General features: G+C 70.3%; 22 protein-coding genes and 1 tRNA gene. 18 read left to right on the top strand and 5 right to left on the bottom strand.

Translation table 11 applies throughout. The features are described from left to right. Positions 1-37 precede the first annotated feature (37 nt). The gene (locus E1161_RS22235; protein WP_132626397.1) at positions 38-1,261 is read left to right on the top strand and encodes a DNA polymerase III subunit delta'; all 1,224 of its coding nucleotides are present in this window, start codon (positions 38-40) and stop codon (positions 1,259-1,261) included. Here E1161_RS22235 and E1161_RS22230 read toward each other — a convergent pair. Then, positions 1,251-2,621 carry a hypothetical protein gene (locus E1161_RS22230; RefSeq protein WP_132626395.1) on the bottom strand — a complete coding sequence of 457 codons (1,371 nt, stop codon included), beginning with the start codon at positions 2,619-2,621 and terminating at the stop codon, positions 1,251-1,253. The two genes, E1161_RS22235 and E1161_RS22230, sit on opposite strands and share 11 nt — an antisense overlap. Positions 2,622-2,885: 264 nt before the next feature. Here E1161_RS22230 and E1161_RS22225 point away from each other — a divergent pair. The 4 genes from E1161_RS22225 to E1161_RS22210 all read left to right on the top strand — a co-directional run bounded on the left by E1161_RS22225 (position 2,886) and on the right by E1161_RS22210 (position 6,378). Beyond that, positions 2,886-2,962: transfer RNA gene (locus tag E1161_RS22225), tRNA-Thr, on the top strand. Between the two features lie 616 nt (positions 2,963-3,578). After that, positions 3,579-4,535, top strand: coding sequence for a threo-3-hydroxy-L-aspartate ammonia-lyase (locus tag E1161_RS22220; RefSeq protein ID WP_132626393.1), 957 nt, complete (start codon positions 3,579-3,581; stop codon positions 4,533-4,535). 30 nt (positions 4,536-4,565) lie between these two features. Continuing rightward, positions 4,566-5,192 carry a TetR/AcrR family transcriptional regulator gene (locus E1161_RS22215; RefSeq protein WP_132626391.1) on the top strand — a complete coding sequence of 209 codons (627 nt, stop codon included), beginning with the start codon at positions 4,566-4,568 and terminating at the stop codon, positions 5,190-5,192. A gap of 19 nt (positions 5,193-5,211) precedes the next feature. Further along, positions 5,212-6,378 (top strand): NAD(P)/FAD-dependent oxidoreductase, encoded by a 1,167-nt coding sequence (locus E1161_RS22210; RefSeq protein ID WP_132626389.1) that lies wholly within the window; start codon positions 5,212-5,214, stop codon positions 6,376-6,378. A 9-nt stretch (positions 6,379-6,387) separates the two neighbouring features. Here the strand turns inward: E1161_RS22210 and E1161_RS22205 are convergent, their stop codons facing one another. The 3 genes from E1161_RS22205 to E1161_RS22195 all read right to left on the bottom strand — a co-directional run bounded on the left by E1161_RS22205 (position 6,388) and on the right by E1161_RS22195 (position 10,189). Then, positions 6,388-7,482 (bottom strand): DUF2637 domain-containing protein, encoded by a 1,095-nt coding sequence (locus E1161_RS22205; protein ID WP_132626387.1) that lies wholly within the window; start codon positions 7,480-7,482, stop codon positions 6,388-6,390. Positions 7,483-7,663: 181 nt separating this feature from the next. Continuing rightward, the gene (locus E1161_RS22200; protein ID WP_207920347.1) at positions 7,664-8,956 is read right to left on the bottom strand and encodes a DUF1266 domain-containing protein; all 1,293 of its coding nucleotides are present in this window, start codon (positions 8,954-8,956) and stop codon (positions 7,664-7,666) included. A gap of 78 nt (positions 8,957-9,034) precedes the next feature. Further along, complete coding sequence (locus E1161_RS22195; RefSeq protein ID WP_132626383.1) at positions 9,035-10,189, bottom strand: trans-sulfuration enzyme family protein; 1,155 nt, start codon at positions 10,187-10,189, stop codon at positions 9,035-9,037. A 254-nt stretch (positions 10,190-10,443) separates the two neighbouring features. On the opposite strand from E1161_RS22195, the gene E1161_RS22190 reads away from it, so the two are divergent. The 4 genes from E1161_RS22190 to E1161_RS22175 all read left to right on the top strand — a co-directional run bounded on the left by E1161_RS22190 (position 10,444) and on the right by E1161_RS22175 (position 14,241). Then, positions 10,444-11,262: a M23 family metallopeptidase gene (locus tag E1161_RS22190; protein ID WP_207920346.1), complete on the top strand. Its 819-nt coding sequence runs from the start codon at positions 10,444-10,446 to the stop codon at positions 11,260-11,262. Positions 11,263-11,568: 306 nt separating this feature from the next. Continuing rightward, a complete protein-coding gene (locus E1161_RS22185; protein WP_132626381.1) occupies positions 11,569-12,384 on the top strand; it encodes an SLATT domain-containing protein in 816 nt (271 codons plus the stop codon). Positions 12,385-12,548: 164 nt separating this feature from the next. Next, complete coding sequence (locus E1161_RS22180) at positions 12,549-13,358, top strand: hypothetical protein (protein WP_132626379.1); 810 nt, start codon at positions 12,549-12,551, stop codon at positions 13,356-13,358. Between the two features lie 625 nt (positions 13,359-13,983). Next, positions 13,984-14,241: a hypothetical protein gene (locus E1161_RS22175; protein ID WP_132626377.1), complete on the top strand. Its 258-nt coding sequence runs from the start codon at positions 13,984-13,986 to the stop codon at positions 14,239-14,241. 137 nt (positions 14,242-14,378) lie between these two features. Here the strand turns inward: E1161_RS22175 and E1161_RS22170 are convergent, their stop codons facing one another. After that, the gene (locus E1161_RS22170) at positions 14,379-14,867 is read right to left on the bottom strand and encodes an inorganic diphosphatase (RefSeq protein ID WP_132626375.1); all 489 of its coding nucleotides are present in this window, start codon (positions 14,865-14,867) and stop codon (positions 14,379-14,381) included. Between the two features lie 147 nt (positions 14,868-15,014). On the opposite strand from E1161_RS22170, the gene dacB reads away from it, so the two are divergent. From dacB to folK, 9 genes are all read left to right on the top strand, one after another. Next, on the top strand, positions 15,015-17,996 hold the full coding sequence (dacB, locus tag E1161_RS22165; RefSeq protein ID WP_132626373.1) for a D-alanyl-D-alanine carboxypeptidase/D-alanyl-D-alanine endopeptidase: 2,982 nt from the start codon (positions 15,015-15,017) through the stop codon (positions 17,994-17,996). 109 nt (positions 17,997-18,105) lie between these two features. Continuing rightward, positions 18,106-19,212 carry a zinc-dependent metalloprotease gene (locus E1161_RS22160; protein WP_132626371.1) on the top strand — a complete coding sequence of 369 codons (1,107 nt, stop codon included), beginning with the start codon at positions 18,106-18,108 and terminating at the stop codon, positions 19,210-19,212. Positions 19,213-19,256: 44 nt separating this feature from the next. Beyond that, positions 19,257-20,243 (top strand): tRNA lysidine(34) synthetase TilS, encoded by a 987-nt coding sequence (gene tilS / locus E1161_RS22155; RefSeq protein ID WP_132626369.1) that lies wholly within the window; start codon positions 19,257-19,259, stop codon positions 20,241-20,243. Between the two features lie 76 nt (positions 20,244-20,319). After that, entirely contained in the window at positions 20,320-20,871 is a 552-nt protein-coding gene (gene hpt, locus E1161_RS22150; RefSeq protein ID WP_132626367.1) for a hypoxanthine phosphoribosyltransferase, read from the top strand. 201 nt (positions 20,872-21,072) lie between these two features. Continuing rightward, positions 21,073-23,352 (top strand): ATP-dependent zinc metalloprotease FtsH, encoded by a 2,280-nt coding sequence (gene ftsH / locus E1161_RS22145; RefSeq protein ID WP_165939905.1) that lies wholly within the window; start codon positions 21,073-21,075, stop codon positions 23,350-23,352. Positions 23,353-23,408: 56 nt separating this feature from the next. Next, positions 23,409-24,044: a GTP cyclohydrolase I FolE gene (gene folE, locus E1161_RS22140; protein ID WP_132626365.1), complete on the top strand. Its 636-nt coding sequence runs from the start codon at positions 23,409-23,411 to the stop codon at positions 24,042-24,044. Next, complete coding sequence (gene folP / locus E1161_RS22135; protein ID WP_132626363.1) at positions 24,044-24,892, top strand: dihydropteroate synthase; 849 nt, start codon at positions 24,044-24,046, stop codon at positions 24,890-24,892. The genes folE and folP overlap by 1 nt, the downstream gene beginning before the upstream one ends. Continuing rightward, entirely contained in the window at positions 24,885-25,274 is a 390-nt protein-coding gene (gene folB, locus E1161_RS22130) for a dihydroneopterin aldolase (protein WP_132626361.1), read from the top strand. Before folP ends, folB begins: the two co-directional genes overlap by 8 nt. Further along, the gene (folK, locus tag E1161_RS22125) at positions 25,271-25,765 is read left to right on the top strand and encodes a 2-amino-4-hydroxy-6-hydroxymethyldihydropteridine diphosphokinase (protein ID WP_132626359.1); all 495 of its coding nucleotides are present in this window, start codon (positions 25,271-25,273) and stop codon (positions 25,763-25,765) included. Before folB ends, folK begins: the two co-directional genes overlap by 4 nt. Positions 25,766-26,061: the final 296 nt, after the last annotated feature.

Below are 26,061 nucleotides of genomic sequence, written 5' to 3'. Positions count from 1 at the left end.
TCGTGACCCGATAGCTCGGCACGAGGGAGTTGACGCGATGCGCACCGGCGCTCCGGAGGTACCCGCGACCGGGGTGTGGGCGGAGGTCGTCGGCCAGCCCGACGCCGTCGGCACCCTGCACGCGGCGGCCGACGCGGCGCGTCGGCAGGTCCGGGGTGAGCAGGTACCGCCAGGCGCGATGACGCATGCGTGGTTGTTCACCGGGCCGCCGGGTTCCGGTCGTTCGATCGCGGCTCGTGCCTTCGCCGCCGCCCTGGAGTGCGAGGATCACGCGACTCCCGGCTGCGGGAAGTGCACCGCCTGCCGCACTGTCCTGCACGGCACGCACGCTGACGTGAAGCTGGTGGTGCCCGAGGGTTTGTCGATCTCGGTGGCGGAGATGCGCGCCCTGGTGCAGGCCGCCGCGCGGCGCCCGAGCACCGGGCAATGGCGCGTGGTGCTGATCGAGGACTCCGACCGGCTCACCGAGGGCGCGGCGAACGCGCTGCTCAAGGCGGTCGAGGAACCGCCGCCGCGCACGGTGTTCCTGCTGTGCGCGCCGTCGGACCACCCCGAGGACGTCTCGGTGACGATCCGTTCGCGGTGTCGCGTGCTGCAGTTGCGCACGCCCCTGCCCGGCGCGATCGCGGAGGTGCTGCGCGAGCGCGACGACATCGAACCGCAGCTGGCGGAGTGGGCGGCGGAGGTCTGCGGCGGGCACATCGGCCGCGCCCGGCGGCTGGCCACTGACGAGCTGGCCCGCGAGCGCCGCGAGTCGGTGCTGCGCATCCCGCTCGGCCTGCAGCGCTTCGCCGACGTGTTCACCGCCGCGTCCGGGCTGGTCAAGCTGGCCGAGACCGAGGCGGTCACGGCGAACGAGGACCGCAACGAGTCCGAGCGCGAGGAGCTCAAGACCGCGATGGGCGCGGGCGGGACCGGCAAGGGCACGGCGTCGGCCACCCGGGGCGCCAACGCGGCGTTGAAGGAGCTGGAGAAGCGCCAGAAGTCCCGCGCCACCCGCTCCCAGCGAGACGCCTTGGACCTGGCCCTGGTGGACTTGGCCGGTTTCTACCGGGACGTCCTGGTGACCCGCACCGGTTCGCAGGCGGTCCTCAACCACCCGGACTTCGCCCGCGCTTCAGCCAAGGCGGCTGCGGAGTGGACGTCGGAGTCCACCTTGCGCCGCCTGGAGGCGGTCCTGGAATGCCGCACGGCCCTGTCCCAGAACGTCAAACCGCTGATCGCGGTCGAGGCCATGCTCGCCACGCTGTTCACCGGTTGATCAGCTGATCAGGCTTCACGTTCGTGCGGGGCATCGCCGCGACGAGGATGGAGCCGAGGAGCAGCAGTCCCGCGCCGGTCCAGAAGATCGGGAAGTAGCTGCCGCTGGTGAGCGCGAGCGGTTCGGTGCGCGCTTGGTGGTGTGCGGCCGGCGTGGCCTGTGATCCGCCCGCGGCGCCGGCGACCGGGGGATCGCAGTTGACCCCGCCCGCGGGAGCCGCGGCCCGCGCGACCTGCTCGCCGAAGGAGACCTGGGCCAGTGCGGTGGGCAGTCCCAGCTCGGTGCCGTCGAGCAGCTCCAGGTCGAAGAGCCTGGTGGTACCGCGGATCTCGTTGCCCATCGCTTCCCGCTCGAGCTCGCCGAGGCTCAACCGCAGCACGCCGAGGTCCAGACCTCGCTGGTCCAGGCCGGGAATCGCGGGGATCGGCACGTCCTCGGTCGGGTTCCCCGCGTCGAGCACGGCGATCTCATGGCTGCCTTGGCTGATGCGCAGCACCGGGGCGGTGTGGTCGACGCGGGCGGTGGCGGGATCGCCGGTCGCGGTGGCGACCACCACCGGCCGCCCCACGACGTCGACCGAGATCTCCTGCGGTGAACCGCTGAACAGCTTCACCTGCGAGATCTGCAGCTCCGACGTCGAGGTCACGGCCTTGCCGGTCTGCCCGGGAACGTCGGTGAGCCGCACGCTGGAGCGCGCCTCGGCGATCGACGGGACCTCCAGCACGGAACCGCCCAGCCCGGGGACCTGGTTGAGCGCCGAGCCGGAGGCCATCGAGTAGCGCGCCTCAGAAAGCGGAGCCACCCCGCACGGCCCGGTCTCCTGGTCCCACCGCGCGTGCACGGTGCCGTTCAGCCCGCTGAGCCTGACCAGCTGGTCGGCGGGGGACGGTGCGAGGGCGCTGGTGGTGGGCGATTCGTGGTCGGACAGCGCGTTCTGCGAGAGACCGCCGGGGACCTGCGGAACGTGGCCCGTGATGCCGATGCCGAACGGCGATGCTTCGGCGACGGAGTGCTCGTGGGCGAGGTAGGCCTCGGAGTTCACCTGCGCAACGGCACGGCCCATGCCGGCTTCGAGCACGGCCTGCTTGGGGAGCTGGCCCTCGAACTCGGGGTCGTTGAAGAACGCGTCGCCGGGTGCGGTCGCGGGAAGCAGGCGCACGATCCCGAGCATCGTCCCGGCCTCGCCGATGACCGGCCGCGGGATGTCCTCCAGAACTCGCCCGGGAGGCTGGTTCGGATCCTGCGGCTGAGGCGTCGGTGTTGTGGGGTACGTGCTCTGCGCCATCGCTGCGGGCATCGACATCCCGGTGATCGCCAGGGTGACTGCCGCGCAGGCGGACAGCCGACGGAAAACGCGCATCCGACATCCTCCGTGGTAGGCGTCACTGCCTCGGTGGATGTACCAACGATCACAGCGCCGTCCGGTGACGCCTCGGTCACATCCGGCTGATGAGTGGGATCTCGCTCGCTGGTCGCGGCCGCTCATCTGCTCTCGGAGCCACTGAACAGGGTGGTGGACATCGATGTCGGAGCTTGTTCGATGCAGGTAGGACATCGATGGCAGTGGCAAGTCCGGGGGTCTCGATGGGCTCCGGATCAGGCCAGCTACACTTGTCCGCGCACTGCCGCCTTAGCTCAGTCGGCCAGAGCGACGCACTCGTAATGCGTAGGTCGGGGGTTCGATTCCCCCAGGCGGCTCCACCGCAACCGGCCACTTTCCGAATTTCGGAAGGTGGCCGGTTTCGTTTCGCACCACCGAGAGGTCCGGCGGGTGGACCTCCTGCCGCCCGGGTGGGAATCGCGGGAAGGCCTCCATGGGAGCTCGTCCACCCGGACCGGGGAGCTCGGCGACGTGGCCGCGGTCTACGGCCGGATCCGTGATCCTGAAACGGCGAAGACCGCAGGTCGCCCCCGGGTTCCTGCGGTCTTCCTCGCCTGCGGCTCCTTCATCGCGATCTTCAGCCGCACCGTGACGGCGTGCTCGTGCCTGGTGCCGTCGAAGCCAAGTCACCGGTGAGAACCGGCGTCCGCGAAGTTCATCGTCCGCACGACGCGATGACCACGCCGAAGGTGGTTCGCACGCCCCGAGATTCCTCCAGCGGAAGCGCATCGCGGGTGCGGTGCTGCCGAGCGGATCGGCACCTGGTGGTTGAACGGCTATCGTGTTGCACCCGGGCTGGAAGGGGCCTGCGTGCTGAGAACCGCGCGGCGCGCGTTGCGTTCCATGCGGGGGCGGTTCCGGTCTGAATGCCTGGTCAGCTCGGACCCAACTGCCCGGTGTCCGGGAGGGCTCGGGGCGGCATCCGTGGAGGTCGGGATGGTTGTGGGGTTCGAGGACGTCTTCGCCGCAGCGGAGCGGTTGGAGGGGGTCGCCCACCGGACTCCCGTGCTGCGGTCTCGGTTGATCGACGAGCAGCTCGGGATCGAGGTCGTGTTCAAGGCCGAGAACTTCCAGCGGATGGGGGCTTTCAAGTTCCGCGGGGCCTTCAACGCCGTGTCGAAGCTGTCGGAGGAGCAGCGGCGGGCCGGAGTGGTGACCTACTCGTCCGGGAACCACGCTCAGGCGATCTCGTTGGCCGCTCAGCTGCTGGGGGTGCCCGCGACGATCGTGATGCCGCATGACGCCCCGGCGTCGAAGGTGTCCGCCACCAGCGGTTATGGCGGAAAGATCGTGCGGTACGACCGCTACTCCGAGGACCGCGAGGAGATCGGGCACGCCTTGGCCCGGGAGGAGGGGCTGACGCTCATCCCGCCCTACGACCACCCGGACGTGATCGCCGGGCAGGGGACCGCGGCCAAGGAGCTCTTCGAGGACGTCGGCGAGCTCGACGCCTTGTTCGTGCCGCTGGGCGGGGGTGGGCTGCTGTCCGGGACAGCCGTGGCCACCAGGGCTTCGTCTCCCGGTTGCCTGCTGAACGGGGTCGAGCCGGAGGCTGGCGACGACGGGCTCCGGTCGTTGCGGTGCGGGGAGATCGTGCACATCGACACGCCCCGGACCATCGCCGACGGAGCGCAGACGCAGCACCTCGGCACGCACACCTTCGAGATCATCCGGCGGGACGTCGACGACATCCGCACCGCGAGCGATGCCCAGCTCGTCGAGGCGATGAGGCTGTTCGCGACCTACCTGAAGATCGTCGTCGAACCCACCGGGTGCCTCGGGTTCGCCGCTGCCCGAGCGGCAGCGCCGGACTTCCAGGGCAAGCGGATCGGTGTGATCATCAGTGGCGGCAACGTCGACCTGGAGCGCTATGCGAGTCTGCTGGGTAGCTAAGGATAAGTCACGTGACTTAGGCTGGCGCGCATGAGTGCCGCGACCTCACGGGCAAGTGCCACCAAGGAGCGCATCCTCGACGTCGCTGAACGGCTCTTCGCCGAGCAGGGCGTCTTCGCCGTGTCCAACAGGCAGATCAGCGAAGCCGCAGGTCAGGGTAACAACGCAGCCGTGGGCTACCACTTCGGGACCAAGGCCGACTTGTTGCGCGCCATCGTGCGCAGGCACGCCGAACCCGTCGAGGCCAACCGCGAGCGGCTGCTCGGCGAGATCGGCGACTCCCGCGACGTGCGTGACTGGCTGACCTGCCTGGTGCTGCCGTCGGTCGAGCACCACGCCTCCCTGCGCGGCTCGACGCTCGCGCGCTTCACCGCACAGCTGATGAGCGATCCGGCCCTGCGCGAACTCGTCGTTGCCGAGACGCTGTCGGGGCCGACGCTCATGCGCGTCATGGACGGCCTCAACAACTGCCAGCCCGACCTCCCGCTGCGCGCCAAGATCGTGCGCAACGACATGACCCGGCACGTGCTGGTGCACATGATGGCCGAGCAGGAACGCGCCCTCGCCGAGGGTGAAGCCCGACTGACCTGGGAAGAAACCGCCCAGAACCTGATCGACGCGCTCACCGGCCTCTGGCTGGCGCCCGTCACCGACTGAGCCGGAAGAGGACGGGAACGTGAGCGGAGTTCTGGTCGTGGGTGCCGCGGCAGCCGGTTTGACCACAGCGGACGCCTTGCGGCGCAAGGGTTTCGACGGATCGGTGACGGTGCTGGGCGCCGAACCCCACCCGCCCTACGACCGGCCGCCGCTGTCCAAGCAGGTGCTGGCAGGGCAGTGGGAGGCCGAGCGGACCAGCCTGCGCAGCCCCGAGGCGCTGGACGAGCTCGGCGCGGAGTTCGTGCTGGGCGATCCCGCCGTGGCGCTGGACGTCGCCACGCGCACCGTGCGCACCGAGTCCGGGCGCGAGCTGCGAGCCGATTCGGTCGTGGTGGCCACCGGAGTCCGCCCGCGCAGGCTGCCAGGTCAGGACGGGCTCGCCGGGGTGCACGTGCTGCGCACGCTGGACGACAGCGTCGCGTTGCGCGCCGACCTGCTGGCATCGAAGCGGCTGGTCGTGGTCGGAGAGGGCGTGCTCGGCAGCGAGATCGCCGCGACCGCGAGCGGGATGGGGCTGGACGTGACGCTCACCGGCCCACTCGCCGCGCCGATGGCCTCCCAGCTCGGTCCGGAAGCCGCTGCCGCGCTGGGAGAACTGCACACCGATCAGGGCGTTCGGCTGCGGCTGGGCGCCGCCGTCGAGGGCGTGGTCGGTGATGGCGGTCAGGTCAGCGGGGTCCGGCTGGCCCGCGGCGAGGTGCTGCCCGCGGACGTCGTGGTCGTGGCCATCGGCGCTGATCCGGTGACCGGCTGGCTGGAAGGCAGCGGGCTGCGCCTCGACCGAGGAGTGGTCTGCGATTCCCGGTGCCGGGCTGCTGATGGCATCTACGCCGTTGGTGACGTGGCCCGGTGGGAGCACCCGGAGTTCGGGGTCCTCCGGTTGGAGAACCGGACCAACGCCAGCGAGCAGGCGATGGCCGTCGCCGACAACATCCTCGGCGAGGACCGCGCGTACCGGCCGGTCCCGTACTTCTGGACCGACCAGTTCGACGCGAAGATCCACGTCTACGGGGTGCTCTCGCCCGACGACGAGGTGACCGTGGTGGAGGGAGACCGTGCGGAACGGCGTTTCGTCGAGCTGCACCACCGCGACGGCCGGGCCGTCGGCGTTCTGGGTTGGAACATGCCCAAGCAGACCCGGCAGCACCGCAAGGCACTGGTGGCGGCGCTCACCGCCGGGGCGTGAGCGCCACGCTCAGTGGGTCGCGACGAGGTCTCGGGCGTCCTCGTCCTGCTCGATCTCGACCCGGACCGCGGCGATCTGACGGCGTCCCCAGCGTTCGGAGAAGCCGTAGCGGTTGCCGAGCTGGGCGCCGGTGATCGGCTCGCCGATCTCCAGCGAGAGCCGGTAGTCGCGGCGGGCGAAGGTCCGCTTGTCCTCGTCGCTGAGCGGTTCCGCGGGAACAGGTGGCAGCGTGAGCGTCTGCTCCGCGGGGTGCGGGCCCTCGTCGTGCTCCTCGGTGGAGAACGCGTCGTTCGAGCGGTTCCCCTCGACCGCTTCGCCGCGCTCGGTCGTCCCCGCTGCCGCTGCGGTGGTTTCGCGCTCCTCGGTCCGCGCCTCGACGTCATCGCGGACGCCCACGACGGGTTCGCGCACGGCGGGTTCGGTTCCCGGGCGACTTCCGGGCTGCGGCCGGAGTTCCTGCGTCGGTCGTGGAGGAGCGGGCGTGCGCTCGGTTGGGACCGCCTCGCGTTCCGGGGAAGTCGAGGCGATCGCCGCAGGCCGGATGACCTCCTCCTGCTTGCCGAGACCGGCGATCTCCGAGACCGGGATGTCGGTGATCTGGCGGCGGAAGGCGCCGGAGGTGCCGTCGCGGTCGACAAGCCAGCGCAGCGCGAGCAGTCCCGGGCGCAGCCGCAGGCGGCGCTTGCCGTGGCGCTCCTCGAAGTCCGCGCGCAGCTCGGCGAGCACGACGTCGAAGACGGCGACGGCGGCGACCGGCAGGCCGGCTGCGACGATGCGCGCTTCCGGGGTGAGCTGGTGGATCCAGTTGATCCACGACGAGATCGCCGTGAAGGTCCACATCAGAAACCGGCCGCGCACGGCGCTGCGGCCGTAGATCGAGGCGCGGTAGGTGATCAGCGTGGCGCCGAAGGCGGCGCCGTCGAAGGTCGCCGGGATCAGCCAGGCGGTCCAGTAGCTGAAGCCGACCATCTGGTCTTGGCCGTAGGCGTGCAGGCCGACGAAGCTCGCACCCCAGCCCATGAGCGCGGCGAGGGCGACGAACCCCAGCGCGGCGCGGGAAAGCCAGAGCCCGTGGCCGGTTCTCGTACTCGGTTGCTCGCTCAACGTCGGTCCAATGCAGCCGGGTCATCGCGGGACCCGCTGATGGTAAACAAACATTACTCGATCAGGTGACAACACGAGCGCGCTCGGGATGCATTGCCACTGGCGACTTCTCGCCAAGATCACGAACGCTCCAGCTCAGAGCGAACAGGCGAAGGCCTGAGGAGGCGGAGTGATTCGGAGCTCACCTCCCCGTCCGGAACGGGACCGTGAGCCACGGGCTGCCGTGCTCGGCCAGCAGCGCGCGGTGCGCCTCCAGCACGTCGGTGTAAGTGGCGCCGAACGCCTCGTCGTCGAAGTCCAGGCAGCGGCCCAGGATGTAACCGACCGAGAACTCCGCCCACGACGAGTAGCGGGACCGCACCTCTTGCCCGACCAGGTCCAACGCCTCGTACATCTCCGCCTGCGTGGCGTACCGGGCACCGCGCCCCCAGCGGGCCATCTTCGACGCCCGGCCCAAGTCCCAGGCGGCGACCACGCGCACGTATCCGGTCGGCGGCAGCAGCTCGTCGGCGCGGAACCGCGCCTCGTACCGGATGATCTTGCCGACCAGCCCGCACAGGAAGTCCGCGTAGGAGTCCACCTCCGGGCTCCCGCCGCGCTCGGCCGACGCGCCCGGGACGTTCGCCGCGATGTTGTTGCGGATCGTGGCGTCCACGCACTCCCGCCACCGCTGCGGATCCACCTGCGGGCCCTCGGTGCTGACCAGGAAGTTCCGCGCGCCCAGCACGAAATCCCAGTCCGAGGTGCTGACATCGCAGTTGAGCAGCCGGTTCTGCAGGTTGATCCAGTCCTGGCGGACCTCCACGCCCCAGCCCTCCGACAGCCGCTCCACCTCGCCGCTGTAACCGAACCCGTGCCAGTCCAGGTTGTTCCACGCCTCGCCGGTGAGGAAGCACAGGTGCGCACCGCAGGCCAGCCCGTGCAGCAGCTCGGTCGGCTCCGCGCCCCCGCTCAACCGGGTCACCAGCCGGTTGCCGTTGGAACCCGGTGCGCCGAAGCGCACGTGGGCGGTCTGCCAGCGCTCCCGCTCCTCGTCGGTGACCTCCAGGTACATCTCGCACGGCGTGTTCGCGTTGACCGCCAGCACCTCGACCTCGTTCGGGATGATCTCCGACAGCGCGCGCAGCGAGACGAATTCGTACACCAGGTAGGGGTGCGGGCGCGGCAGCACGTCCCGGGTGTAGACGAAGGTCGCGACGCGACCGTCGCCCAGCGTCGAGGTCACCATCTGCCGCTTCGCCGGGTCGCTGTGCGCGTGCACCAGCGCCACCGGGTGGTACACGCCGGTCGCGGCCACCACGCGCAGGTAGGCCCAGGGATCTTCGTCGACGATGGCTGAGCAGAGCTCTCTTTCGACTGCGGTCGGCGGGACGAACGGTTGGTCCCCGGGGATGATCGGGACGATCTCGTCGTGATCGTCGACCTCACCCACGGTGTAGTACGGGCCAGAGGCCCCGCCGAGCGCAGGAGTCACGCGGACGAACTTACCCAGCGCCATCGGGCGAAGCCGCCATCTGCGACAACTTGCCAACGGGGCTGATCAAGCGCTCTCCTACGACGCCGCGAGTGCTCGTTCGAAGTCGTCGATGAGGTCTTCGGGGGCTTCCACGCCGACGCTGATGCGGACCAGGTCGTCGGTGATTCCCAGGGCGAGGCGGTCCTGCGGGCTCATGCCCGCGTGGGAGGTGACGGCCGGTCTCGTGATCAGCGTTTCCACGCCGCCGAGGCTGGGGGCGTCGAGCGGCAGGCGCAGCGCGTCGATGAGCTCCTGCGCCGCCGCCACACCGCCCGCCGGGCGGATGCTGAGCATCCCGCCGAAGCCGTCGAACAGCTCCGAAGCGCGGGCGTGATCGGGGTGGGAGTTCAGACCGGGGTGGTTGACCTGCTCGATCTCGGGCCGCGCTGCGAGGAACTCGGCGAGCCGCAGCGCGTTCTCGTTCTGCGCGCGCACTCGCAGTGCGAGCGTCTTCAAGCCCCTGGCCAGCAGGAAACCGGCGTGCGGGTCGAGGCTGCCGCCGAAGTGGTTGGCGGTGGTGCGGGTCCGCTCGACGTGCTCGGCGCCCCCGACGATCGCGCCGGCCACGATGTCGGAGTGCCCGTTGAGGTACTTCGTCGCGCTGTGCAGCACCAGGTCGAAACCGACGCTCAGGGGGCGGAAGTTCACCGGTGTGGCGAAGGTGTTGTCGATCAGGCTCACCAACCCGTTCGCCCGTGCGAACTCCGCGACCTCGGGCAACCTGCCGACCCTGACCAGCGGGTTCGTGATGCTCTCGACCAGCACCGCCTTGGTCCGCGGGGTCCGCGCGGCATCCCAGGTGTCGGGGCGGTGCGGGTCGATGAAGGTGTAGCTCCAGCCGAAGTCGGCGGCGTGGTGGGTGAGGAAGTCGTGCGTGCCGCCGTAGAGGCAGTCGCCGACCAGCAGGTGGTCACCACTGCGCAGGACGCTGTGCAGCGCGGTGGAGATCGCGGCCATCCCGGACGCGGTGGCCAGGCCGGCTTCGGCGCCCTCCAGGGCGGCGAGCTTGTCGTGCAGGTAGGCCTGCGACGGGGTCGAGTTCAACCGGATGTAGCGCAGGTCGTGGTACTCGGTTCCGGTCGGCACCGAGTACACCGTGCCCTGGTATATCGGGTACACCACCGATCCTTCGGGACCGGGACGGCGTTCGCCGCCGTGCACCGCCAGCGTCTCGATCCGGTCCTCGTCCATGCTCGACCCCTCCTGCGCTCGACCTGCTCGTCAGCCTAGGAACGCGTCGACGCGCCGGAAAGCCCATCGGTTTTGACCTGATCGGGTGACTCTCTGTCGGGTGGTAAGGCGTTCTGGGTCCCGAACCAGAAAATCCTTCATCGCCGTGCACCCTCCGTTGCTCCTACCCGGACCGAGCGGGGCGTGCGTCGCACCGTTCACCGAAAATCGCGACCACAGTGGACCCTGGGTGCTCGAATCGATTCTTGTGGTGGATGCCCGAACCGGTCCAGTCATTGCCGATGAACACAAGTCGAGAGTCGGAGATCGACTATTCGAAATGCGCTGAATGGCGCGTTCAGCTCCAATCTTCTTCGGGCTGCCCGACGTCGGACAAATATGTTCGGCGTATGCCACCAGGATTCACCGAGCCGACGGCGCAGAGCGCCGACGGTGCCAGGAGTGAAAACACAATGGCATTGCGAAAAAGACCCGTCATCAAAACTGTTCTCGGTTTCCTGCTCACCGCCGGACTCTGCGCCGGTGGGATGACCGCAGCGACGGTCGCTGTGCAGGATGCCCACCCCGAGCGGAATATTCCGGCCGTGCGCGAGGTCGCGCACACCGCGGCCATACCCCCGATCGAATACGGACCACCAGCTCCCCGGCCTGCCCCCTGGCTGGCCCCGACGCACGGCGTGGTCAGCAGCGGCTTCGGGATGCGGTGGGGCGAGATGCACAAGGGCGTCGACATCGCCAACGACGTAGGCACGCCCATCAGGGCTGCCTCCGCGGGAACGGTCATCGATTCCGGGCCTGCCAGCGGGTACGGGCTGTGGATCAGGATCGCGCATCTCAACGACACGGTTTCCACCTACGGCCACATCGATTCGGCCTACGTGCCGGTGGGCCAAACGGTTCAATCCGGTGATCTCATCGCCGCGATGGGCAACCGCGGCCAATCCACCGGACCGCACCTGCACTTCCAGATCGAGGTCAAAGGGCAAGCGGTCGACCCGGTCTCGTTCTACGGAGAGCCGCGGTTGCTGACCGATTTGCCCGCGGAACAAGAGCGCGAGCGGCCAGCGCGTTAACCCTGTTGACGTAGCTCCAGCGCATCGGCGCGCCGCCGGACCACCGTTCTGCCACCCGGTTGAACGGTGGTCCGGCGGCGCTGCCACAGTGTCCTGACCCGGAACCGCCCAGCACTCTCCGGCATCGCGCCACTCACTGTTATCACTGCCGGGTAATGCGAGGTTCGCGGCGTTCGAGGCCAGCGGTGATCACTCGGCGCAGTCGATGATGGACCTAAAGGACCAGTCGAGAGTCACCCTCCTGGCCGATTGTCGTGGAACTCCGGGAGCTACTTCGATCGCACTAACGCGCTGGAAGGACATGTGATGGAGCGAGTGGATACGGCCGGGATCGTCGGCGGTGGGGTGCTCGCCGCCGACGATCGCCAGCAGGGGGACTGGGAGCGTCGAATCGCCCAGCGCTCCGAGGAGCTCTACCGGGAGCGCATCGTGCAGCGGCTGCTGCTCGCGTGGGCTGTCCCGGGAAACCTGCTGCTCGCGGCAGTGGGGGTCACGCTGCTGGCGTTATCGACCTCGGTGGTGCCCGCCGCGGTGACGTTCGTGGTCCTCGCCGCGTCCGCGGGCGTGGCGGCGGTCTACGTCTACCGGCAGCACTTTAAGGTTCGCGCGGTGGACACCGACCTGCGCGCGCTCGAAGGCGCGCACCGCGAAATGCTGTTGGACGAGCTGGGGACCGGCGACCTGCTCGACGCGCACCGGCGCTACCGGGCGCAGCTGCCGGAGCTGATCGAGCGCTACCGGCACGAGGCGCGCAGTGATCGCTGGAAGGACAGCGCTCTGCAGGCCGTCGTCATCGGCGTTTCGATCATCGCTGCCACGGCGACCGCGACCGCTGCCGCGGTTCCGGAAATTCGCTGGCTCGCCATCGGATTGAGCCTGCTGGTGGCGGTCTCCGCGGCGTACGCGGGCTACACCAAGCACCGCGACCGCGCAGCCTCCTGGCAGGAGACCGCCGACGCGCTGGAGCGCGAGTACGAGTCCGTGGAACTGCGAGTCGGGCGCTACCGCCGATTCGGTTCCGAGCGCGAGGCGTACGCCGAATTCGCCGAAGCCGTCGAGGCTTTGCGCGCCGAACGGGCCCGGCGGTTGCCGTCGGGAGTCAACGACGCGCTCATGCAGTAATCAAGATCGGTAGTCCATCCCTCGATCGTGAAAAGATTGCCGCGCATGTCGATCACTGGTCGTGAATATTTCCTACTGGCGTGATCGCTGAATAGTGTCAGGTGTTCCTTCCGTAATCTCCGCCGGGCGCACAGGACTCGGCCTGTGCAGAGAGGAGCATTGCGATGAAGCGCACCTTTACCGCGGCGGCCGCCGTACTGGTCGGTGGCGCCGGCGCCGTCGGCTTCGCGGCCACGGCCACAGCTGCCGAGAGCCCGCAGCTGCCGGCATCGCTGCCCACCAACAACGGCGTGGCGAACACCGCGTTCCACGCCGCCGGAACCCTCGCCTCGGTGCAGAAGACCGTCGGTGACGTGGTTCCGCTCGAAGAGCAACTCACCGGCCGCTCCGGCGACCCGGTCAGCCAGGTCGTCGGCGGCACCCCAGCCGCGGGCCTGCTCAAGCCGGTCGTCCAGGCGGCGCAGAACGCCAGCACGGGTCACACCCACAACCTCAACCCGGCCTCCGCGCTCGACGAGGTCCCGCTTCCGGTCGGCTCCACGCTGCCCGCAGGCAAGAGCGGACTCCCGGGCCTGCCCGGTCTCGACGCCCTCGGCCCGGTGAGCGACGTCGTCAGCGGCCTGCCGGTCGCCGGGGCGCTGCCCGTCGGCAAGAGCGGTGCTACCGACGCCCTGCCCACCAGCCTGACCGGCACCCTGCACCAGGTCACCCAGGCCCCGCAGACCAAGCCCGGCCAGCTCCCCGCCAACGTCGTCGGCGACACGGTCAGCAACGTGACGCAGAGCAACACCGAGCTCGGCGGCGCCCCGCTGCCGACCGGTAAGAGCGGCGACCCGATCAGCGGCCTGGCCGGCGGACTTCCCGTCGTCAGCGACGTCCAGGGGCTGACGGGGAAGACCGGTTCCCCGCTGGACAAGGTCAACGACGTCGTCTCCCACGGCCCGCTCGGCTCCGCCACGCAGCTCGGCAACTAAACACCCCGAACGCCCTGCCCGCCCGTTGACGCGCCGGCACGACCTCAACCCGCCGGCCGAACCGGGCGAAGGCCCTAGACGCAACCGGTTCATGCCTCGCCACACCCCTCCCGGCGAGGGCGTGACCAGGGGCGGTGCGCGCTTCCCGGCGCGCACCGCCCTTTTTCGCGCAGGTAGCCACCGGGCAACGGGGTTCCTCACGGCTCCACGACGCCCGCGCTGATCGACGCGGGCCAGGAGTCCTGGCGACGGTCACCTCCACCGCTCACGACCGCGCGCACGCTGGTGGGTTTGTCGCCATGTCGTTTCGTCACCCGGTCGCCGGACAGCACGAAGTGGTCCGGGTGACCCCGTCGAGGACAACTGGATCGCCGAGCCCGGTGTTGGCGGCGACGATGACGCACTCCGCACGGTCCGGTGACGGGGTCGGCGTAGGCGTCGGTGATCGCGGTGGTCAGCCCCGGTGGGCGGTGGTGATCCGCTCGCGGATCCGTCAGCTCGAAGGGGCCTCCGCAGCGCACCACGGATCGACGATCGTTCGATCTGGGCCATCAGGGTGATCTTCGGCTGCGACGTCATCATGATCTCGCCGGACGGGCACTCCTTGCTCGGAGGAAGGAGTGCGATGACGTGGCTGGTGGTGGCCGTGGCGGGAGTCGCGGCCGTGGGAGTGGCGCGTTGGCTGCGGCGGCACCGGGCGCGCAGGCGCGCTGTGGCGCGCGCGAAGGTCGAGATGGACTGGTTCTACCGACCGCAGGAGCGGCGGCCCCACGTCCGGGGCTGTGGAAAACACGCGGCGGCCGACCCCGTGGTGTTGTTGCGGCGGATCGACGGCTCACCGCTGGGAAGTGTGCCCCGACCTGCGAGAACGCGGCGTCGATGAGCGACTTTCCACAGGTTGTCCCCAGGTGTCCACAGGGGTGGGGAAAACTGTCCACAGGCTGTGGAGAACTGCTCTGACACGAAAAGACCCCCCACGCGTCCGCGAGGAGGGTCTTCCGGTGTCGCCCGGGAGCGGCGTCAGTGGCCCGCTTCCTTGGCGCGCTCGTAGGACTTCTTGATCTCGGCCTCCGCCTCCGAACGGCCGACCCACGTGGCGCCCTCCACGCTCTTGCCCGGCTCCAGGTCCTTGTACACCTCGAAGAAGTGCTGGATCTCCAGCCTGTAGAACTCGGAGAGGTGGTGGATGTCCCGCAGGTGCTCCTGGCGCGGGTCGTCCGAAGGAACGCAGATGACTTTGTCGTCGCCGCCCTTCTCGTCGCGCATGCGGAACATGCCGATGGCGCGCGACTTGATCAGGCAACCCGGGAAGGTCGGCTCCTGGACCAGCACCAGCGCGTCCAACGGGTCGCCGTCCTCACCCAGGGTGTCGTCGACGAACCCGTAGTCGGCCGGGTACTGCGTGGCGGTGAACAACGTCCGGTCGAGACGGATACGGCCCGTCTCGTGGTCCACCTCGTACTTGTTCCGGTTCCCCTTGGGGATCTCGATCGTGACGTCGAAGTCCACGCGGTTCCTCACTCGTCTTGCGTCGGATGCAGTCCGCACGCTCGCGCGCGCGACCACGTCTAGTGTGGACCACGCTCGGCGCCCTGGCCCCACCGCAGTGCGAGAGCTCGCAATCTGGCAGTCTGACCTCCAGTCGAGGAGGAGCACGTGCCCGAACCCCAGAACACCCGGGGTGAGGTGTCCGAAACCGACGTCCAAGCGGCCTCGCCGGGCGAGGATGACCGGCCGCGCACCGCTGCGCCGTCCCCGGATCGAGCTGCTGAGACGTCGGGGAACACCCCGCCCGCGAGCAACCCGGCGGAGCGCCAGGTGGACACCGAAGTCGGCGACGCCGCCGGAACCGACGCAGCTGAACCCGATGCGGTGAAGACCGGTTCGAGCGCGCCCGATTCTGGGACCAAGACCACAACCGCCGACGCGCCCACCGCCACCGTCCGGGTCGCGGGAAGCCTCTTCGGTGACGACTGCGAGGGCAACGGCGCCGGCAGCACCGTGAAGCTCGCCAAGGCCGCCGTGGACAGCTCCGTAGCCGAGACGCAGGAGCTCACCAAGCCCGCGGCCGCCGATGCCGGAACCGACGAGGAAGCCGAGACCGCAGCGGATTCCGAGGGCGGAACCGCTGATCAGGAAGGCCCTGGAGGGGCTCCCGCAGAGGAGGCCTCGGCGGACGAGGCTGACGCCTCCGAGGACGAGTCGGCGGACGAGTCGGCGGCCTCCGAGGAGCCGACCGCCCGAGACCAGCCGTCGGACGCGACCGCTCAGGACCAGCCGTCGGACGAGGCCGCCGAGGACCAGTCCCCGGAGATGGCCGCCGAGGACGAGGGCTCGCGGGACGAGGGCTCGCGGGACGAGGGCTCGCGGGACGAGGGCTCGCGGGACGAGGGCTCGCGGGACGAGACTTCGCAGGACAGAGGCGCGCAGGACGAGACCTCGCAGGACGAGACCTCCGAAGAGCCGACCGAGCCGGAGTCGGCTCAGGAGGTCGAGCCCGCCGAGCACGAGGCGGAGCCGGAAGCGTCGACCGGAACCTCCGGCTCCCAGGCCGAGGACGAGCCCGAACCTGCTGACGACGAGGTCGCGCCCTCCGCCGACGCCTCGGCGGAGGAAGGGGGAGGAACCTCCCCGGACGCTGCCGAGGACGAGACGCCCGAGGCAGCGCCTGAGCCTGCGCCGTCCGGAGTGGAGCTCGAATGGCCCGCTGAGCAGACGCAGGTGTTCGCCGTGGTTCCCGCCGAGGCACCCGAGGCCAAGGTCGAGTCGGCGGTCGAGCCGGAGGAGCGCCCGGCGGAGAAGACGCAGCAGATCTCGCGGGCCGCGCTCGACGAGGCGCTGGCCGAGCCAGGTGGCAAGCAGGAGCCGCCGGAATCCGCGGCCGAGCAGACCAGCCGCATCGACCTCGAGGACTTGCGGACACCGGCACCGCCGGAGTCCCCGGCCGAGCGGACGCAGTGGATCGACCGGATCGACGTCGACGCCGCGCGCACCGCTTCCGCCTCGGACTTCGCGGGTCTCGCCGTCCCGCAGACCGATCCGGCGGTCGGCATCGCGCCGCCCGCGCCGGGCCCGCAGGCCCAGCAGCGGCCGCAGGTCCAGCAGTCCCACGCGGGACAGCAGTCCCACGCGGGACCGGAGCACTTCGCCGGGATCGCGACTCCGCAGGCGCCGTACCAGCCCGAGGACTCCACCGACCCGTTCGCCTCGCGCGCCGTGCCGCAGCACATCCCGTCGCGGGAGCAGCCGGTCGGGACGAAGACCGCCCGCAAGGGACGCGGTCCGCTGGTCGGCATCGCGATCGCCCTGGTGGTGCTGCTGGGGGCCGGTGTCGTGTTCGGCCCGTCGCTGGTCGACGCGCTGAGCAAGGCGCAGATCGCCGACCCGCCCGCGGCGGTCCGGCTCGACCCCGAGATCAAGCCGCTGGGGCAGAACGCACCCACACCGTCGCAGTCAGGGATCAGCGCGGCGCTGGCCGCCCCGGCGGCCAACCCGGCGCTGGGCACGCTCGGTGGTGTCGTCATGGACGCGCGCACCGGCGACGTGCTGTGGCAGCAGAACCCCGGTCAGCCGCTGACGCCGGCCTCGACCGGAAAGCTGCTGGCGATGAGCGCGGCCCTGCTGACGCTCGACCACGACGCCCGCCTGACGACCAAGGTCGTGCGCGGCAACCAGCCGGGCACGGTTGTGCTCGTCGGCGGCGGCGACCTGACGCTGTCCTCGCTGTCCGGCGACGAGGAGTCGGTGTACCCGGGCGCGGCGAAGCTAGACGACCTGGTTTCGCAGGTCAAGGCCGCTTCCGGCGGGAACGTGAACACGGTGCTGGTGGACACGAGCCGCTACCGGGGACCGGCTGCGGCCTCCGGGTGGCTGCCGCAGGACGTGGCCGCCGGGTTCCACGCGCCGATGGAGCCGGTGATGCTCGACGGCGGCCGGGCGGATCCGACGAAGGACTACAGCCCGCGCACCTCCACGCCCGCGCTGCAGGCCGCTCAGGAGCTGGCGAAGCGGCTGGGAGGCGCGACCGCAGCGCAGGGCAACGCCCCGGCCAACGCGCAGGTGCTCGGTCAGGTCCAGTCGGCGCCGGTGAGCGAGCTGGTCGAGAACGTCCTGCTGCACTCCGACAACCTCCTCGCCGAGGCGCTGACCCGCGAGGTCGCCATCGCCACCGGCAAGGAGCCCTCGTTCGCCGGTGGGACGAAGGCGGTCTTCGAGGTGTTGCAGCGCAACGGCTTCGACATCACCGGAACCTCGATGGCCGACGCCAGCGGCCTGTCCCTGGACGACCGGGTTCCCCCGCGGCTGCTCGGGCAGTTGATGCACAGGGCGACCGCACCGGCCGGGCCGGACGGCGTGCTGCCGGAGTCCTCGGCGAAGCTGCGCGACCTGCTCCCCGGCATGCCCATCGCGGGCGGCAGCGGCAGCCTCGCCGACCGCTACCAGGGCACTTCCGGCCAAGGATGGGTGCGGGCAAAGACCGGCACGCTCGACGGGGCGAACAGCCTGGCCGGATCCGTGGTCACCCAGGACGGTCGACTCCTGGTCTTCGCGATGATGTCCAACGGCACCCCGTCGACGGTCGCCCGCCCGGCTCTCGACGAGCTCGTGGACACCCTGCGCGACTGCGGCTGCCGCTAGGTCGCCGACGGGTGGCCCGCGCCTGTTCAGGGAAGAGCTCGCTCGCCTTCCGGTACCTGACCAGTTCCGCAAGGTGACCACCGGCCATTTTGGAAGTACGGTCGGTGTTGTGAACGCCCGACCCGCCACCCTGCCGTCGTTTGCCGAGGCGCCTCGGGCGCTGGACTGGAACGTCGCCGTGGGCACCGCCGTCCGGTTGATGAAGCCGGGGCCGGAAGTCCCGCGAGCCGAGGCCGGACGGGCAGTTCGCTCACTGCGGCGCTTCAGCGTCGACGCCGAGACGCACGTCCGCGAGACGACCGGCCTGGGGCTGGACCTGCCGATCGCCGAAGGTGACGTGGTGGACCGGCCGGACTGGGTGCGCGGTGCGGCCTTCGGCCTGGCCGAGCTGACCGGGGCCGCGCTGTCGGCCGCGGACTCGCTGCCGCCGCGCGGTGGCGAACTGCTGGGCGAGTTCAGCGCGCGCAGCGCGGGCGTGCAGGCCGGGGTGGTGCTGGCCTACCTGGGTGGCAAGGTCCTCGGCCAGTTCGACCCCTACGGGGAGTCCCGCGTCGAGGGCCAGCGCGGGCGGTTGCTGCTGGTGGCGCCCAACATCGTGGCCGCGCAGCAGTCGCTGGGCGTGCCCGCGGACGACTTCCTGATGTGGGTGTGCCTGCACGAGTCGACGCACCGGTTGCAGTTCAACGCCGTGCCGTGGCTGCGCGAGCACTTCGCGGCGAGCCTCGGACAGCTCCTCTCGCGGATGGAGGGCGGTTCCGCCGAGCTGCTGACCAGGCTGCCTCACGTGGTGCGCGAGGCCCGCTCCGCCCGCCGCGCCGAATCCAGCCCCGGGATGCTCGGCGTCCTGGAACTCTTGCAGTCCCCGGAGCAGCGCGCCGCGCTGGACCGGATCATCGCGATCTCCACGCTGCTGGAGGGCCACGCCGACCACGTCATGGATGCCGTCGGCCCGCAGGTCGTGCCCAGCGTCGGCACCATCCGCCAGCGCTTCACCGACCGCCGCAACGGTGGTGGTCTGCTCGACCGCATCCTGCGCAGCCTGCTCGGCGTGGACGCCAAGATCCGCCAGTACGCCCAGGGCGCGGCGTTCACCGACCACGTCGTCGGCCGGGTCGGCATGGCCGACTTCAACGCCGTCTGGGCGCATCCGGACAACCTCCCCACCAGGGCGGAGATCACCGCCCCGGACACCTGGATCCGCCGGGTCCACGGCTGACGGGCCTCCCGCGCGGACCCGGGCCGGGTGGGGAGAATCGGAGGATGCCGCCTGAGCCCGTTGTGAGCGAAACCCGGACCGCCGTGCGGCGGCTGCTGGAATCCGCGGAGGCGGCTCCGTTCAAGGGCGCGCCGCTGGTGGTGGCCTGCTCCGGGGGAGCGGATTCGCTGGCGTTGGCGGCCGCGGTGGCGCACGTGTCGCGCAGGACCGGGGCGAGCGCGCAGGCGATCGTGGTGAACCACGGCTTGCAAGTGGGCTCCGACGCGGTTGCCGAGCGGGTCGTGGAGCAGCTGGCCGGACTCGACCTTCCCGCGCAGGTCGTGGAGGTCGATGTGGACGGTGTGGGCGGCCTGGAGGCGGCGGCGCGCAAGGCGCGCTACGCGGCGCTGCGGGCCGAGCGCCCGAGCGATGCGCTGGTGCTGCTCGGCCACACCCTCGACGACCAGGCGGAAACTGTGCTGCTGGGGCTCGGCCGCGGCTCCGGACCGCGCTCGATCGCGGGGATGCGTCCGCTCGACCCACCGTGGGCCCGCCCGTTCCTGAACGTCCGCCGGACGAGCACCGAGGCCGCCTGCCGGGCCCAAGGCCTCGAACCCTGGCACGACCCGCACAACGCCGATCCCCGCTTCACCCGTGTGCGGTTGCGCACAGAGGTGCTCCCGCTGCTGGAAGACGCGATGCAGGGCGGGGTCGCGGAGGCGCTGGCCCGCACCGCCCGCCAGCTGCGCGAGGACTCCGACGCGTTGGAAGCCGTCGCGGCGGCCGAGCTCTCCCGCGTCCGCGCCGATCACGGCCTGGATTGCGAGAGGTTGAGGCTGCTCCCGGCGGCGGTCCGGAGGCGGGTGCTGCGGGACTGGCTCCGATCCGAGGGGGTGCCTGAAATGACTGATGCGCACCTGCGCTCCGCCGACGCGCTCATCGCCGAGTGGCGGGGTCAAGGCGGTCCTGCCCTGCCGGGTGACTTTGTGCTGCGCCGGGCGCATGGCAGGCTGCGGGTGGAGGCGGCGGACCGCAAGCCGCCGAATGGCTGAGGGTGCACCGGCACGATCGTCGGGGCGGATCTCCGGCTTGGGGAATTGTTGATCCGACAAGAGGGGAAGCCGAGCCGTGTACGACGGCGATATCGCTTCTGTGCTCATCACCGAGCAGCAGATCAAGGACAAGGTCGCGGAGCTGGCCAAGCAGGTCGACGAGGACTACCAGCAGGGCGGTGATCTGCTGCTGGTCGGCGTGCTCAAGGGCGCGGTGATGTTCATGACCGACTTCGCCCGCGCGCTGCCGCTTCCCGCGCAGCTGGAGTTCATGGCGGTCAGCTCGTACGGCTCGTCGACGTCCTCGTCCGGCGTGGTGCGCATCCTCAAGGACCTCGACCGCGACATCGCGGGCAAGCACGTGCTGATCGTCGAGGACATCATCGACTCGGGCCTGACGCTGTCGTGGCTGCTCAAGAACCTGCGGTCGCGCAACCCCGCGTCGCTGGAGGTCTGCACGCTGCTGCGCAAGCCCGACGCCGTGCGGGTGGACGTGCCCGTGCGCTACGTCGGTTTCGACATCCCGAACGAGTTCGTCGTGGGCTACGGTCTCGACTACGCAGAGCGCTACCGTGATCTGCCCCATATCGGCACGCTCGACCCCAAGGTCTACACCTCAGGCGCGTGATGCGGAGGATTCAATCGTCCCGCCCGCTCGGGGTGGGACGATCCTAGTAGGCTGGGCGCCCTGTGCTGGGCGCGGCATGGTTGTGCCCGCGCGTCGGCCGGTACGCTGGTCTGAAGGGGTTGACGGCGGGTGTCCGCATCGGGCGCCGTCACCCGAAGTAACAGTCAGGGAGGGTCGAGGCCGCCCGTCGGCCGCAAGTGAATGGACCGAAAGCGCCTGCTCCGCAACCCGCTGCTGTGGATCCTGACAGCGTTTCTGTTGATCTACGCGTTCAGCGTGCTCTTCGACGAGACTCGTGCCTACCGCGAAGTCTCCACCTCGCAGGCCCTGGAACAGATCGCCCAGGGCAAGGTCAAAGAAGCGACCATCGAGGACAAGGAGCAGCGGGTCCGGCTGACCCTCAACGACGGCCAGAACTTCCAGGGCAGCAACCAGCTGATCGCGAACTACCCCGCCGGCGCCACCGAGCAGGTGGTCGGCGAGATCCGCAACTCCCAGGTGCCCACCTGGAACACCAAGGTCACCCAGGACTCGTTCTGGGTGCAGATGCTCTTCTACCTCGTCCCCATCGGCCTGCTCGTGCTGCTGCTGATGTGGATGATGAACAACGTGCAGGGCGGCGGGAACCGCGTCCTGAACTTCGGCAAGTCCAAGGCCAAGCAGCTCACCAAGGACATGCCCAAGACGCTGTTCGGCGATGTCGCCGGCGCCGATGAGGCCGTCGAAGAACTGCACGAGATCAAGGACTTCCTGCAGAACCCGGGCCGCTACCAGGCCTTGGGCGCGAAGATCCCCAAGGGCGTGCTGCTCTACGGCCCGCCCGGTACCGGTAAGACGCTGCTGGCCCGCGCGGTCGCTGGTGAGGCCGGGGTGCCGTTCTACTCGATCTCCGGTTCGGACTTCGTCGAGATGTTCGTCGGTGTCGGTGCCTCCCGCGTCCGCGACCTGTTCGAGCAGGCCAAGCAGAACGCGCCGTGCATCATCTTCGTCGACGAGATCGACGCGGTCGGACGCCAGCGCGGCGCCGGTCTCGGCGGCGGTCACGACGAGCGCGAGCAGACGCTGAACCAGCTGCTCGTCGAGATGGACGGCTTCGACTCGCGCGGCGGCATCATCCTGATCGCCGCCACCAACCGCCCGGACATCCTGGACCCGGCGCTGCTGCGTCCCGGTCGCTTCGACCGGCAGATCCCGGTCTCGGCGCCGGACCTGCGGGGTCGCAAGGCGATCCTGGGAGTGCACTCCAAGGGCAAGCCGCTGGCCCAGGACGTCGACATGGAAGGACTCGCCAAGCGCACGGTCGGCTTCTCCGGTGCCGACCTGGAGAACGTGGTCAACGAGGCCGCGCTGCTCACCGCCCGCGAGAACGGCCAGCTGATCAACGCCGCCGCGATGGAAGAGGCGGTGGACCGCGTCGTCGGGGGCCCGCGCCGCAAGAGCAAGATCATCTCGGAGCGGGACAAGAAGATCACCGCCTACCACGAGGGCGGCCACGCCCTGGCGGCGTGGGCGATGCCCGACCTGGAGCCGGTCTACAAGCTCACGATCCTGCCGCGCGGCCGCACCGGCGGTCACGCTCTCGTCGTCCCCGAGGACGACAAGGACATGATGACCCGCTCGGAGATGATCGGTCGCCTGGTGTTCGCGCTCGGTGGCCGCTCCGCGGAGGAGCTCGTGTTCCACGAGCCGACCACCGGCGCGTCCAGCGACATCGAGCAGGCGACCAAGATCGCTCGCTCGATGGTCACCGAGTACGGCATGACCGCCCGGTTGGGCGCGGTCAAGTACGGCAAGGAGGAGGGCGACCCCTTCCTGGGTCGCACCGCCGGCCAGCAGCCGAACTACTCGTTGGAGGTCGCCCACGAGATCGACGAGGAGGTGCGTCGGCTGATCGAGGCCGCGCACACCGAGGCGTGGGAGGTGCTCAACACCTACCGCGACGTGCTCGACGACCTCGTGCTGGAGCTCATCGAGAAGGAGACCCTGAACCGCAAGGACCTGGAGCGGGTCTTCTCGCATGTCGAGAAGCGGCCGCGCATCACCGCGTTCAACGACTTCGGCGGGCGCACCCCGTCGGAGAAGCCGCCGGTCAAGACCCCGGGTGAGCTGGCCAAGGAGCGCGGCGAGCCGTGGCCCCCGGTCGTCGAGGAGCCGACCCCGGCGCCATCGCAGAACGAGGACGTCCAGAACGGGACCCCTGCTCCGGCCCAGGAGCAGGCCCCGGCCAGCGCGGGCGCCAACCAGGGCACGGTGCAGATCCAGCAGCCGCAGTCGGGCCAGCAGGTTCCCTCCGCGGGGCCGCCGAACTACGGTGCACCACCGGGATGGACCCCGGCGACCAACCCGTCCGGTTCGAACTACAACTGGACGCCTTCTTGGGAGCGCGGTCAGCAGTCGTCCGAGCAGGGTGAATCGCAGTCCGAGCGGCCCGAGGGCCAGGACTCGGGCAGGGAGAACGGCAGCGGCAACAACGGCCGCTGATACTGGCGGGCGCAGCGCCCGCCAGGGCGCTGCCAAGCCAGTGGAGGAAAGCAACAGTGACCAGTGCGGTCGACGAGCCGTTCGGGGCGGGGGACTCCCGCCCCGACGGCTCTTCCCACCTTCCACAGTTCGACCAGGCGCGTGCCGAGGCCGCGATCCGGGAACTGCTCATCGCGGCCGGTGAGGACCCCGAGCGCGAGGGGTTGAGGGAGACGCCGCAGCGCGTCGCCCGCGCGTACCAGGAACTGTTCGCGGGGCTCTACACCGATCCGGACGAGGTCTTGGACAAGACCTTCGACGAGGCCCACGAAGAGCTCGTCCTGGTGCGCGACATCCCGGTCTACTCGCAGTGCGAGCACCACCTGCTGCCGTTCCACGGCACCGCGCACATCGGCTACATCCCCAACTCGCAGGGACGGGTGACCGGGCTGTCCAAGCTGGCCCGCCTGGTCGACCTCTACGCCAAGCGCCCGCAGGTGCAGGAGCGGCTGACCTCGCAGGTCGCCGACGCCCTGGTGCGCAGGCTGGAGCCGCGCGGCGTGATCGTGGTGATCGACGCCGAGCACCTGTGCATGGGCATGCGCGGGGTGCGCAAGGCCGGTTCGACGACCACGACGTCGGCGGTGCGCGGCATCTTCCGCAGTTCGGCTTCCTCCCGCTCCGAGGCGTTGTCGCTGATCAGGGGGCGCTGATGCACCCGAAGCTGCCGAACCCGGCGCGCTGCGCGGTGATGGGAATCCTCAACGTCACGCCGGACTCGTTCTCCGACGGCGGGCGCTACCTGGACCGCGCGGCGGCGGTGGCGCACGGCGTCGAGATGCACCGGCTGGGTGCGGACATCATCGACGTGGGCGGTGAGTCGACCCGGCCCGGTTCGGAGCGGGTGGACGCGGCCACCGAGATCGACCGGGTGCTGCCGGTCGTGCGCGAGCTGGTCGCGGCGGGCGTCCCGGTCAGCGTGGACACCACGCGCGCCAAGGTCGCCGAGGCGACCGCGGGAGCGGGTGCCGCGGTGATCAACGACGTCTCCGGGGGGCTCGCCGATCCGGGGATGGCGCACGTCGCCGCCGACACCGGGCTGCCGTGGGTGCTGATGCACTGGCGTGGTCACAGCAAGGACATGAACTCCCTCGCCGAGTACGGCGACGTGGTCGCCGACGTGCGCGAGGAGCTGCTGCGGCAGGTCGACGTGGCGGTGCGCGCGGGTGTCGCCGAGGAGGCGATCGTGCTGGACCCGGGTTTGGGCTTCGCCAAGACCGGCAGGCACGACTGGCAGCTGCTGCAGAACCTCGACGGCCTCGTCGACGTGGGCTTCCCGGTTCTGGTGGGCGCCTCCCGCAAGCGGTTCCTGGGCGCGCTGCTGGCCGACGACGACGGCACACCGCGCCCACCGGAAGGTCGCGAGACGGCCACGGCCGTGGTCTCGGCGCTGTCCGCCGACAGGGGAGCGTGGGGTGTGCGGGTGCACGACGTGCGGCGCTCGCTGGACGCGGTGGCGGTGGCCGCCACCTGGCGCAGCGGAGGTGAGTGCGTTGGCTGACCGGATCACGTTGACCGGCCTGCAGGTCCGCGGCAACCACGGTGTGTTCGACCACGAGAAGCGGGACGGCCAGGACTTCCTGGTCGACATCACCGTCTGGCTCGACCTGGGCGACGCCGCGGCGACAGACGACCTCACCAAGACGCTGCACTACGGCGAGCTCGCCGAGATGGCCGCCGGGATCGTCGGGGGCGAACCTCGCGACCTCATCGAAACGGTGGCCGCCGAGATCGCAGACGAGGTGATGAAGGACGGGCGCGCCTACGCCGCCGAAGTCACGCTGCACAAACCGCACGCGCCGATCCCGCTGGCCTTCGCCGACGTCGCGGTCACGATCCGCCGCTCGCGCCGCGGCGGCCGCGGCAACGTGGTGCCGGCGTGAGCCGAGCGGTCCTGTCCCTCGGTTCGAACCTCGGTGACCGGCTGCGCTACCTGCGGCTGGCCGTCGGGGGATTCGCTGACGAGCTCGTGGCGGCCTCACCGGTGTACGAGACCGCGCCGTGGGGCGTCACCGATCAGCCGGACTTCCTCAACGCGGTCCTCATCGTCGAGTCCCGGGACGTCGACGAGTGGGGCTGGCTGCGCCGGGCCAAGGCCCTGGAACAGCAAGCCGAACGCGTCCGGGAGCAGCGCTGGGGTCCGCGCACCCTCGACGTCGACGTGGTCGCGGTGGACGAGGTCCGCAGCGACCACCCGGACCTACTGCTCCCGCACCCGGGAACTCCCACCCGAGCCACGGTCCTCATCCCCTGGCTCGCGCTGGACCCCGAAGCCCACCTGCCAGGCCGCGGCCGCGTATCCGACCTCCTCGCCGCCCTCCCGGAGTCGGACCGCAACGACGTCCACCTCAGAGAGGACCTCACCCTCCACTAGAGACCGAACCTCGCGCCGCCCCGCCACTGTCACCGGCGCAGGCGCGGTGACCGTCACCGCGGCCGCCACCGGCGTGGTGTCGGCGCCAGCGCGGCGCGGCCGGGCATCCCGAGCACTCCGGTGCTCCCGGACCCGGATTGCTCCCGTGATCGGTCACCTGACCAGGGCCGTGATCGGGTCCACGACTACCGCGGCGACCGGTCACCCGGATTGCTCCCGTGATCGGACCTGGATCACCGCCGTGATCGGGTGCCTCAACACGGGAGCAGTTCGGGGGTTGGGGACCCGGCGGTGAG

The sequence above is a fragment of the Saccharopolyspora aridisoli genome (genome assembly GCF_004348445.1).
GTDB classification, from domain to species: Bacteria; Actinomycetota; Actinomycetes; order Mycobacteriales; family Pseudonocardiaceae; genus Saccharopolyspora; species Saccharopolyspora aridisoli.
Note: the sequence above shows the minus strand (reverse complement) of the source record. Positions and strands in the feature narration are given on the sequence as shown.

Coding starts and splice junctions, on each gene's coding strand:
- E1161_RS22235 (WP_132626397.1), top strand. CDS start 38: ATGCGCACCGGCGCTCCGGAGGTACCCGCGACCGGGGTGTGGGCGGAG.
- E1161_RS22230 (WP_132626395.1), bottom strand. CDS start 2,621: ATGCGCGTTTTCCGTCGGCTGTCCGCCTGCGCGGCAGTCACCCTGGCG.
- E1161_RS22220 (WP_132626393.1), top strand. CDS start 3,579: ATGGTTGTGGGGTTCGAGGACGTCTTCGCCGCAGCGGAGCGGTTGGAG.
- E1161_RS22215 (WP_132626391.1), top strand. CDS start 4,566: ATGAGTGCCGCGACCTCACGGGCAAGTGCCACCAAGGAGCGCATCCTC.
- E1161_RS22195 (WP_132626383.1), bottom strand. CDS start 10,189: ATGGACGAGGACCGGATCGAGACGCTGGCGGTGCACGGCGGCGAACGC.
- E1161_RS22190 (WP_207920346.1), top strand. CDS start 10,444: ATGCCCGAACCGGTCCAGTCATTGCCGATGAACACAAGTCGAGAGTCG.
- E1161_RS22185 (WP_132626381.1), top strand. CDS start 11,569: ATGGAGCGAGTGGATACGGCCGGGATCGTCGGCGGTGGGGTGCTCGCC.
- E1161_RS22180 (WP_132626379.1), top strand. CDS start 12,549: ATGAAGCGCACCTTTACCGCGGCGGCCGCCGTACTGGTCGGTGGCGCC.
- E1161_RS22175 (WP_132626377.1), top strand. CDS start 13,984: ATGACGTGGCTGGTGGTGGCCGTGGCGGGAGTCGCGGCCGTGGGAGTG.
- tilS (WP_132626369.1), top strand. CDS start 19,257: ATGCCGCCTGAGCCCGTTGTGAGCGAAACCCGGACCGCCGTGCGGCGG.
- ftsH (WP_165939905.1), top strand. CDS start 21,073: ATGGACCGAAAGCGCCTGCTCCGCAACCCGCTGCTGTGGATCCTGACA.
- folP (WP_132626363.1), top strand. CDS start 24,044: ATGCACCCGAAGCTGCCGAACCCGGCGCGCTGCGCGGTGATGGGAATC.